This window comes from Cupriavidus basilensis (genome assembly GCF_029335485.1).
Classification (GTDB): Bacteria; Pseudomonadota; Gammaproteobacteria; order Burkholderiales; family Burkholderiaceae; genus Cupriavidus; species Cupriavidus basilensis_E.
This window is the reverse complement of the sequence record NZ_JARJLM010000358.1, coordinates 1-10,610: the sequence shown is the minus strand read 5'-3', so window position 1 is coordinate 10,610 and position 10,610 is coordinate 1. Positions and strand designations below refer to the sequence as shown.

Genomic DNA, 10,610 nt, shown 5'->3' with positions numbered 1-10,610 from the left:
GGCCACGATCACGTGCGTCGGCTGCCCGGTCTCTTCGTCGCGGCATAGCGCCGCGCGGATACTGACCGGCAACTGCCGCCCGTCCTTGCGCAACAGGCGGGTTTCGAACGCGCAGCGGTCGTCGGTTCCCGTAAGCAGACCCTGCAGCGCCTCGCTGCTGCCCGCCAGCAGATCGGGCAGCGTGACGGCAGCCAACGCCGCTTCCGAATAGCCGAGCATCCCGGTCAACGCCGCGTTGACCGATTCCCATTGCCAGCCGATCCCGATCAGCGCCATGCCTTCGGACGCGAGTTCGAAGACCGCGCGAAAGCGGGCCTGCTGATCGCGCAGCGACTGCTCCACATTCTTGCGCGCGGTATTGTCCATGCTGATGCCGACCATCTTCACCAGGCGGCCTTCCACATCGCGGATAGGCGTCGCGCGCGAGGAGATCCAGCGGATGCTGCCATCCGGCGGGAGGATGCGGAAATCGAATTCGTGCGGCTCGCCGGTACGCAGCGAGTCCTCGTAGATCCGTTCCATCCTCGGAATATCATCCGGGTGCGCGCGCTTCCAGAAATCGGCATTGCTGGCGATGGGCCAGCCATACACGCTTTCCACATTCGGCGAGTAAGTGACGCCATCGGTGATGAGGTTCCACTCCCACGTCACGATGCGCGCGGCTTCCTGCGCGAGCTTCATTCTCGCCTCGCTGTCCATGATCTCGGCGGTGTACTTGCGCCGCACATCGGTCATCGGCAGCGATACGGCGCTGGATGACTCGGCCTCGCGCTGGGCCTCTTCGCCGTAGCGCAGCCAGATCCAGTTGACGTTGAGAAACGCGGCCAGCTTGCGCAGGTTGTCGTAGTCGATCTCGCCGCCACGCGTCCATTTGTGGACGGCCGGGCGCGACAGGCCCAGCGCGGTGGCAACGGCCTGGAGCGTGAGCTTCTTGTGCTCGAGCAATTCCTTCAGGCGGAAAGCAAAGCTGTTTTCTGTCATGGTGTCGGCCTCACGGACCCTGGGTGAGCCAAGGCCCGGCCTGTCGCAAATTCTAGGAGTCCGAAAGGATACACCGAGCGGCAACGACGCCTTCCCGCGGCGCGGCTCACGGCCGCTGCGGCCGGGCCAAGTGCGCCGCCCGCCACGCCTGCCAGCGGCAGCTTCCCGGCACCGCATCACAGCGCGAAATCCCGCTTGTGCAAGCCCAGATTCTTCCTTAGACTACGTCTCGTAAACCAATGGTTATCGTAAACCATAAGTTTACAAAACAAAGACGTTCAAAGAAACTTCACCCCCCGCAACTGTCAACTGGTCCATGCGCGCAGACGCAATGGAGGAGACGAAATTGAGTACTACCAAAAGCAGCAGGGACTTGTTCCTGACGGGCTGCACCGTGGCTGCCGTCGTCGGCACCGTGGTCGCCATGACCATGTGGCCCAGCCAGGCGGCGGCCACCGCGTCGCAATTGTTCAACTGGGCCACGCGCTCGTTCGGCTCCTTTGTCCAGGTCTTCGTTTTCGGCTGCGTGCTGGCCTGCATGGCGCTGGCCTTCAGCAAGTACGGCAACGTGCGGCTGGGCGAGGGCAAGCCGGAATACTCCACGCTCTCGTGGGTCTTCATGTTCATCTGCGCAGGCATGGGGTCGTCGACCATGTACTGGGGCGTGATGGAATGGGTCTACTACTACCAGTCACCGGGCCTGAACATCACGACCGGCACGCGCCAGGCGCTCGAATACAGCGTCAGCTATTCGTTTTTCCACTGGGGCCTGAGCGCGTGGGCGGTCTATGCCTTGCCTTCGCTCGCCATGGCCTATCACTTCCATGTGCGCAAGAACAAGGGCCTGAACCTGGCATCGATGGTCGAGGCCGTGACCGGCTTCAAGGCCGGTGGACCGGTGGGCCGGGCGGTGGACCTGATCTTCCTGCTGACGATGTTCGGCGCGCTGACAGTGTCGATCGCGCTGACGGCCTCCACCTTTACGCGCGGCCTGTCGGGCCTGACCGGTGTGCCCGATACCTTCGTCACGCAATTGATCGTGATCATCGGCGTCTCGGTGATCTTTTCGCTCAGTTCCTATGTCGGCATCGACGGCGGCATGCAGCGTCTTAGCCATATGGTGTGCTGGGGCGCGCTGTTGCTCGCCGCGGCGGTGCTCGCGGTGGGCCCGACGCTGTTCACGGCGAACAACGTCGTCAACAGTCTTGGCCTGATGCTGCAGAACTATATCCACATGAGCCTGTTCACCGATCCCACGGGCGACGGTGCCTTCAACCGCGGCTGGACGGTGTTCTACTGGCTGTGGTGGGTATCGTATTCGCCGGGCGTGGCGATGTTCGTCGCCCGCGTTTCGAAAGGCCGCAAGATCAAGGAGGTGATCTACGCCCTGCTGCTCGGCGGCAGCGTCGGTTGCTGGTTCTTCTTTGGCGCGCTGGAGAGCTACAGCATGCACCAGTTCATGAGCGGGGCGATCGATGTGCCTCGCATCCTGAAGGAGCATGGCGGCGAAACCGCGGTGGAAATGCTGTTGACGGCCCTGCCTGCCGGCAAGCTGTTCCTGGCGGCCTATCTGTTCATCATGATCATCTTCCTGGCGGCGCACGTGGATGCCGTGGCCTATGCGGTGGCCGCAACCACCACGCGCCATATGCGGGAAGGCGAAGACCCCGCGCCGGGCAGCCGCGTGTTCTGGTGCGTACTGCTGACGCTCGTGCCGCTGGCCATGCTGTTCACGAAGGCATCGCTGGAGACCATGAAGACCGCCGTGGTGCTGACCGCGATCCCGTTCCTGGTGATCCTGGCCATCAAGCTGTTCGGCCTGTTCCGCTGGCTGCTGCAGGATTACGGCAACGTGCCCGCGCACGACATCGAGGCTGGCGCTGTCCCTGCCCGCAGCGGCGGCGCCCACGCGGCCGACGGCCGGCCCCCTGAAGCCCTGCCGCGCGACGCCACCGCCACGCTTTAAGACGCCGGCCCGGCAACGGGCCTTCATTTTTCCTGATTTGTTAAACATCAATTAACAGTTAACCACTTGATCATGAACAATATTGCTCCGCTCGCCCCCAACTTCTGCGCCGACCCCGAAAACGCCTGGACCCTGCCAAAGTCGTACTACACCAACGAAGCGGTCTTCGAATTCGAGAAAGAAAAGGTATTCGCCAACAGCTGGATCTGCGTCGCCCACCGCAGCGAGCTCGCCCAGCCGAACGACTACATCACGCGCCAGGTCATTGGCGAAAACATCGTCGTGCTGCGCGACCGCGACAACGTGCTGCGCGCTTTCTACAACGTGTGCCCGCACCGCGGCCATGAACTGCTGTCGGGCAGCGGCCGAGCCAGGAATGTGATCACCTGCCCGTACCATGCCTGGACCTTCAAGCTCAACGGCGAGCTGGCCCACGCGCGCAATTGCGAAAACGTCGCCAACTTCGACAAGGACAAGTCCAGCCTGGTGCCGGTCAAGGCCGAGGAGTACGCCGGCTTTGTCTTTATCAACCTCAACCCGGACGCGGGGACGGTGGAAGCGCAGCTGCCCGGCTTGCAGGCGCGCATGCGCGAGGCCTGTCCCGTGATCGACGACCTGCACCTGGGCGCGCGCTTCGTGACCGAGACGCCAGCCAACTGGAAGAGCATCGTCGACAACTATATGGAGTGCTACCACTGCGGCCCGGCTCACCCCAGTTTCGCGGACTCGGTGCAGGTAGACAGGTACTGGCACACGCTGCACGAGAACTGGTCGCTGCAGTTCGGCCATGCCAAGTCGTCCGAGAAATCGTTCAAGCTCGACGAATCGGTCAAGGACCCCAGCTTCGCCGGATTCTGGGCATGGCCCTGCACGATGTTCAACGTACCGCCCGGCGCCAACTTCATGACGGTGATCTATGAGTTCCCCGCCAGCGCCGAAGTCACCCTGCAGCACTACGAGATCTATTTCCTCAACAAGGAATTGACCGAGGAGCAGCAGAAGCTCGTCGAATGGTATCGCGACGTGTTCCGCCCCGAAGACCTGCGCCTGGTCGAAAGCGTGCAGCGCGGGCTGAAGTCGCGCGGCTATCGCGGCCAGGGCCGCATCATGGTCGACCAGCAGCGCAGCGGCATCAGCGAGCACGGCATCGTGCATTTCCACCAGAAGATGGCCAAGCAATACCAGCCCGCCTAAGGGCCAGAGGAGCCAGCATGACGACACTCGACGACAACACGCTGTTCAGGCAACAGGCCTGCATCGACGGCCGCTGGTGCGGCGCCGCCTCCGGGGAAACCGTGGCGGTGTTCGATCCGGCACGGGGCGACCAGATCGGCACCGTGCCGCAGATGGGCGAGGCGGAGACCGTCGCCGCCATCGAGGCGGCCAACGCCGCGCTGTCCGCCTGGAAGCAGCGCACCGCCAGGGAGCGCGCCGGCCTGCTGCGCAAATGGTTCGCGCTGATCCTGCAGCATGAGAACGATCTCGCGGCCTTGATGACGCGCGAACAGGGCAAGCCCTTGCCAGAAGCGCTGGGGGAAGTGCGCTATGCCGCCTCGTTCATCGAGTGGTATGCCGAAGAAGCCAAGCGCCTTTACGGCGACGTGATCCCCTCGCCCGCCGCCGACAAGCGGCTGGTGGTAGTGCAGGAGCCGATCGGCGTCTGCACCGCCATCACGCCGTGGAATTTCCCGGCGGCGATGATTACCCGCAAAGCCGCGCCGGCTCTCGCCGCCGGCTGCACCATGGTGGTCAAGCCTGCCAACGAAACGCCGTTCACCGCGCTGGCGCTGGCCGAACTAGCCTTGCGCGCCGGCATTCCCGCTGGCGTGCTCAACATCGTCACCGGCGACGCGGTGGCCATCGGCAGGCAGTTCACCAGCCATCCCCTGGTGCGCAAGCTGTCCTTCACCGGCTCGACGCCGGTGGGCCGGCTGCTGATGGCGCAATGCGCTGGCACCATCAAGAAGGTATCGCTGGAACTGGGCGGCAACGCGCCTTTTATCGTATTCGACGACGCCGACGTCGAAGCGGCTGTCGAAGGTGCGTTGCAAGCGAAGTACCGCAATGCCGGACAGACCTGCGTGTGCGTGAACCGGCTGTATGTGCACGATACGGTGTACGACCGCTTCGTCGATCTCTTTACCCGCAGGGTGGCCGGGCTGCGCGTGGGCAATGGCTTCGCCGCGGGCAGCGAGATTGGTCCGCTGATCACGCACCAGGCCGTGGCCAAGGTCAGCGAGCTGGTGGGCGATGCCGTCGCCAAAGGAGCGCAGCTGCGCCTCGGCGGACGGCCGCATGCGGCCGGCGCGCAGTTCTTCGAGCCCACGGTACTGACCGGGGTGCAGCCGGGCATGCGCGTGCTGGATGAGGAAATCTTCGGACCGGTCTCGCCGATCGTGCGCTTTTCATCCGAGCAGGACGTGGTGCGCATGGCGAATGACACCATCTATGGCCTGGCCGCCTATTTCTACAGCCGCGATATCGGGCGCGTATGGCGCGTGGCCGAACAGCTCGAGTACGGCATGGTCGGCATCAACACCGGAATGATCTCCAACGAGGTATCGCCGTTCGGTGGCGTGAAGCAGTCTGGCCTGGGCCGCGAAGGCTCCCGCTATGGCATCGACGACTACCTCGAAAAGAAATACCTCTGCATGGCGCTATAAGCCCGGCAATCCGCCCCGCAATGCAGGAACACCAAGCTTAGAGAGAGAAAGAAGCAGCATGGGCAACTCCTACCAGTCAATGCGCGTCACCGTCACCCGCATCGAAGACGTCACGCCACAGATCAAGCGCTTCACGATGGCGCTTCCGGAAGGCGGCCCCATGCCGGGCTTTACCGGCGGCGGGCATGTAATCGTGCAGATGGAAGACGGCGGCCAGCGCTACAGCAATGCGTATTCGCTGATGAACTCGCCCGAGGACCGCAGCTGCTACCAGATCGGCGTGCGGCGCGAGGAACGCTCCAAGGGTGGCTCGGCCTTCATGCATGACAAGGTACGCGCCGGCGATACGCTGACGATCACCACGCCGAACAATATGTTTGCCTTGCGCGAGCAAGCGCAGCATCACGTGCTGATCGCCGGCGGCATCGGCATTACGCCGTTCATGTCGCAACTGCACGACCTGCGCCGGCGCGGCGCGCGCTACGAGCTGCACTACGCCTTTCGCAGCCCGGAGCACGGCGCCTTTCGCGACGAGCTTGCCGGCGCGCCGGACAGCGGCCGGATCCGCTTCTATGCCGACAGTCTCGGCCAGAAGCTCGATCTCGGCGGCTTGCTGGGCGGCCTGCAGGACGGCGCGCATGTCTACGTGTGCGGCCCGCAACCGCTGATCGACGCGGTACGGAACACCGCCGCAACGCTTGGCGTTCCCAAGGACCGCGTGCACTGGGAGCAGTTCGCCGCCACCGTGCAGAACGGCGGCGCCTTCTCGGTGGTATTGGCAAAGTCCGGCAAGACGGTGGAAGTGGCCAGCGGCGAAACCATCCTCAAGGCGATCGAACGCGAGCATGCCGCCAGCGTCGATTGCCTGTGCCGGGAGGGCGTGTGCGGTACCTGCGAAACCCGCATTCTCGACGGCGAGGCGCAGCACTTCGACCAGTACCTGAGCGACGATGAAAAGGCCGCCCAGAAGACCATGATGATCTGCGTGTCCAGAGCCAGGGGGCAGCGGATCGTGCTCGACCTCTGAACACCGACCAGCAAGCAACGCCAGGCAAGCCGGGGACGACACCCGGCTGACTGGCGACCCGACAGACCGGAGGAGACACTGATGCACAAGACAGCCAGGCGCTGGCTGCTTGCGGGGGCCCTTTTGCCCGCCGCCGGCAGTATCCATGCGCAATCCAGCGTGAACCTGTACGGCGTGATCAGCACCGCTGTGCGCTACACGAACAATATCGATGGCCAGCATCGCAACCAGACGGAACTGGTGTCCAGCGGCATCGGCGGCAGCCGCTGGGGCCTGAGGGGCGAAGAGAACCTGGGAGGCGGCAACAAGGCGGTGTTCCTGCTCGAAAACGGCTTTGGCACTGACAACGGGAAAACCGCGTACAACGCACTGTTCGGCCGGCAGGCCTACGTGGGCCTCGCCACCGCATGGGGCAGCCTGACCTTCGGCAGGCAGTACAACGCCTTGAACAATGTCGGCTGGAGCTTCAATCCGCTGGACCAGAGCTGGGGCAACTTCTGGTCGGACCCGCTGTACCTCGGCGGCGATATCTTCTTCCAGGACTACCGCATCAACAACAGCGCGGTCTACAAGGGCACCCTGGGCCCGGTCACCGTGCAACTGGACTACGGCTTCGGCGAGCAGGCCGGCAGCACTAGCAAGGGCCGGACCCTCGGGGCCGGCCTCATGTACCAGAAAGGGCCGCTCGGCCTTGGCGTGTCATACGATCAGCGGCGCACGGCGGACGGCGCCAACACCATCCGCAACTGGTCCGCGGGCGGCTCGTACGCCTTCGGCAAGTCCACCCTCTATCTCGGGCATATGGGCCGTCGCGAAGATGCGGGAGCCGCGCGCTTCGGTATCTATTTCGCCGGACTGGGGCATCAGCTGACGCCGGCCTTGCACCTGTCGGCCGCCTACTATCGCTACCAGCAAAGCGGCGCCGTCGCCACGCAGTTCCAGCCCCTGCCCCAGGTCCTCGGCGGAGGGTCGGCGGATGCCGTTGCCGCGGTCGCGGACTATGCGCTCTCCAAGCGGACCAGCCTGTTCCTGGAAATCGATGCCGTGCGGGCGCGTAGCGGCGCCATGGGGCGCGAGACCGAATACTGGGGCGGCAGTCCGGTGATGTCCTCCAGCGGCACGACGCGGCTCGGGGTCATGCTTGGCATGCGGCAAACTTTCTAAGGGCCTCGCACCGGCGATCGGGATCTGCCTGCCAGGCTCCCGGGCGAAACCAGGGCCACGCCTCGCGGCAATGGCACAGCCTGTTCCGGCACGCGCGCGAGGAAGAGGGCATGGAAGGCAAGGTTCATGCCATCGCGGCCATGTGTAACAGCAATCTTGCAGTCTTATTGCACTCTTTTTGCGATAGGTTGCCAAACCCGTAAAGCGCACGTATGCGCCGAGAAAGTGTTTGTCCTTTCCGGCGCATACGTTCTACCTTACGGATGTGCGCCCTGCCTTCCCGGAGACCGCAATGGCAATTCGCTCCACCGCTTCACACAGCACCGCGCAGCTCAGACGGCTGGTCGGTCAATTGCAGGCCGAGGTCGACTCGCTCGACCACCTGGCCATCTTCGACGCCGAGACCCAGACCGCACTGGGCCAGGCCCGCGACCGCCTCACGCAGGGGATCGAAGCCATCGAGGATGCCATCCAGAGCCTGCGCGCCCTGCAGCAGGTCCGTCCCTCGGGCGTGCGTAGCCGCAAGGCGCCGCGCGCCGCCTGACAGGCGCATCGCCGGGGCGCCGCGCTCGGAATTCCTGCACCGCAGGACGCAGCACGATCTCATTGATATCCACCTCGGACGGCTGCTCGATCGCATAGGCAATCGCGCGGGCCGCGGAATCGGCCGGGATGGCTTGCTGGTAGAAATCGCCGACTGATTATGTTTGCCACCAGCATCAATCAAAATGGAAACGTCTCGATTTTTGTATTCCATTTCTCGGAATCGTTCCCACCGACAAGGGCCGTGCCGGCTGGCATGGCGCGGACGGGATGCGCAAGCGGAAGTCCCGGGCGTGGTGGCGTTCAGGGCACCGGCGCGGTGCCCTTGTCGGTGAAGTAAGCCACCAGCGCGTCGAACACCAGCCGGATGCGCATCGGCACCGGGCTGCGCCGCGAGCGATAGATATACAGGCCCCATGGCGCCGGCGCATAGCGCTCCAGCACGCTGACCAGGCGGCCCGAGCGCAGGTGGGGCAGCGCGAGGTAGTCCGGCAACTGGCCATAGGCCAGGCCGGCGAGGATCGCCTCCATCTCGGTCTCTGGATCGTCCGTGAGAAACGCTGCGCAGCGCGGGCTGAACTGCTCGCCCTCGGCAAAATACCAGGGCCAGGCACGGCCGGTGCTGCGGTCGATCAGCCCGGTGGCGGGCAGCGAGGCCAGGTCGGCCAGGTCGGCCAGGTCGGCCGGCTCGCCCACGCGCGCTACCAGTTCCGGCGTGCCCACCACATGAAAGCCCACCCGCGTGGGCATGCGCGCCACCAGCCGCTGGTCGCGGAACATGCCAAGCCGCAGGCCGATGTCGATTTCGTCGTCGACCACGTCGGCAAGCTGGTCCGAGAGCCGGATATCCAGCGTGATGCCGGGATGCGCCAGCGCCAGCTGCCGCAGCGCCACCAGCAAGTGCTGCCGGCCGAGCGTACTGGGCGCGGTGATCCGCACGATGCCCTTGAGTTCGGAGTCCGAGCGGCTGGCGGGATGCGCGAACAGGCTGTCGACATCGAGCAGCGCCGAGCGCGCACGCTCGGCCAGGCGCTCGCCGGCGGCGGTGATGCGGATCTGGCGGGTATTGCGGTGGAACAGCGGCTCGCCCACGGCTTCCTCGAGATCCTTGACCGCGCGCGTCACGGTCTGCGGCGAGGTACCCAGCCGTGTCGCGGCTGCCTTGAACGAAGCCGACTCCGCCGCGGCGCAGAAAATCCTCAGCATTTCGAGCCGGTTGAGCATGGTGATATGCGCCGTGGAAATGCACGCGCGTGGTGGTGATGCAGAGCGGGATTATAGAAGGAGCGGCGGCGCGGAATGAGAACCCTCTCATTGCCGCCCCTGGCCGTCTCTGTCGCCACATTGCGCCCCAGTCTGGCAAAATGCCCGGCCGCCCGCGGCCCGGGCCGATCTGCTCCCCGGGCGCCGCACGGCCTGCCTCGCGTCCATGCGGCCGCCTTGCGCGGGCTTAACTGCCTTGACCACCGACTCGACCTCTCCGGTGGTCACCCTGATTTTTAAGGATTGCGTTCCCGAATGAAGAAGCTTTTCCTCTCGATGGCTCTGTGCCTGACCTCCGGTCTGGCCAGCGCCTCCGGCGGCTTTTCCCAATGTCCTCAATTTTTCGCGCAAAGCACCGCACCCAAGACGCCAGCCTCGGCCGAGCTCAAGCTGCGCGAACTCTGCTACGACGCCTTCGCGGTCATGCATTCCGGCCGCAGCAGGACACCGCTGTATGTAGCCGAGCGCCTGTCGCGCGCGCAACTGATCGATGCGCAGGACGAAGAACGAACCAACCGCTTCTTCTCCGACGCGCGCCTGCCGCGGGCGGAGCGGGCGGAACTGGACGACTACAAGGGCAATGAAGGCCTGGACCGGGGCCATATGTCGCCCGCGGCCGATCAGCCGACGGCGCAAGCCATGGCGCAATCCTTCACGCTGGCCAACGTGGTGCCGCAGTCCAGCCAGAACAACCGCAAGACTTGGGCCTCCATCGAAAAAGCGACGCGCAAGTACGCCATGCGCGCGGCCGGCGATGTCTACGTGATCACAGGGCCGGTTTTCGACGGGAATATCCGTACCATCGGCAATGGGAGAGTCTGGGTCCCTACCTACCTCTACAAGCTCGTCTATGACCCGTCGACGAACCGGGCCTGGGCACACTGGATCGAGAACACGGACAGCGCGCGGCCGGGCAAGCCGATCTCCTACGGCGAACTGGTAAAGCGGACCGGCATCGAGTTCCTGCCCGGCGTTCACCCCGCGAGCTAGTCTTCCACCAAAG

At 64.6% G+C, this 10,610-nt stretch carries 9 protein-coding genes and 1 pseudogene; 7 read left to right on the top strand and 3 right to left on the bottom strand.

Annotated elements, in window-relative coordinates; genetic code table 11:
- Positions 1-981 (bottom strand): PAS domain-containing protein (locus P3W85_RS21315; RefSeq protein WP_276266247.1); only part of this gene is annotated, 981 nt, incomplete at its 3' end.
- A gap of 346 nt (positions 982-1,327) precedes the next feature.
- Between P3W85_RS21315 and P3W85_RS21310 the strand changes: the two genes are divergently transcribed.
- The 6 genes from P3W85_RS21310 (at position 1,328) to P3W85_RS21285 (ending at position 8,345) form a co-directional block, all read left to right on the top strand.
- The gene (locus tag P3W85_RS21310) at positions 1,328-2,947 is read left to right on the top strand and encodes a BCCT family transporter (protein ID WP_276266246.1); all 1,620 of its coding nucleotides are present in this window, start codon (positions 1,328-1,330) and stop codon (positions 2,945-2,947) included.
- A gap of 72 nt (positions 2,948-3,019) precedes the next feature.
- Entirely contained in the window at positions 3,020-4,141 is a 1,122-nt protein-coding gene (locus tag P3W85_RS21305) for an aromatic ring-hydroxylating oxygenase subunit alpha (protein WP_017224735.1), read from the top strand.
- A gap of 17 nt (positions 4,142-4,158) precedes the next feature.
- Positions 4,159-5,610, top strand: a complete 1,452-nt coding sequence (locus P3W85_RS21300; protein WP_276266245.1) for an NAD-dependent succinate-semialdehyde dehydrogenase — start codon at positions 4,159-4,161, stop codon at positions 5,608-5,610.
- Between the two features lie 58 nt (positions 5,611-5,668).
- Positions 5,669-6,637 carry a PDR/VanB family oxidoreductase gene (locus P3W85_RS21295; protein WP_017224733.1) on the top strand — a complete coding sequence of 323 codons (969 nt, stop codon included), beginning with the start codon at positions 5,669-5,671 and terminating at the stop codon, positions 6,635-6,637.
- 81 nt (positions 6,638-6,718) lie between these two features.
- Positions 6,719-7,801: a porin gene (locus tag P3W85_RS21290; protein ID WP_276266244.1), complete on the top strand. Its 1,083-nt coding sequence runs from the start codon at positions 6,719-6,721 to the stop codon at positions 7,799-7,801.
- 292 nt (positions 7,802-8,093) lie between these two features.
- Positions 8,094-8,345: a hypothetical protein gene (locus tag P3W85_RS21285; RefSeq protein ID WP_017224731.1), complete on the top strand. Its 252-nt coding sequence runs from the start codon at positions 8,094-8,096 to the stop codon at positions 8,343-8,345.
- Positions 8,346-8,373: 28 nt separating this feature from the next.
- Here P3W85_RS21285 and P3W85_RS21280 read toward each other — a convergent pair.
- Positions 8,374-8,499 (bottom strand): annotated as a pseudogene (locus P3W85_RS21280) (oxidoreductase); the annotation flags it as partial.
- Positions 8,500-8,647: 148 nt separating this feature from the next.
- On the bottom strand, positions 8,648-9,568 hold the full coding sequence (locus P3W85_RS21275; protein ID WP_276266243.1) for a LysR family transcriptional regulator: 921 nt from the start codon (positions 9,566-9,568) through the stop codon (positions 8,648-8,650).
- A gap of 294 nt (positions 9,569-9,862) precedes the next feature.
- Here P3W85_RS21275 and P3W85_RS21270 point away from each other — a divergent pair, with 294 nt between their 5' ends.
- Positions 9,863-10,597 carry a DNA/RNA non-specific endonuclease gene (locus P3W85_RS21270; RefSeq protein ID WP_276266242.1) on the top strand — a complete coding sequence of 245 codons (735 nt, stop codon included), beginning with the start codon at positions 9,863-9,865 and terminating at the stop codon, positions 10,595-10,597.
- Positions 10,598-10,610: the final 13 nt, after the last annotated feature.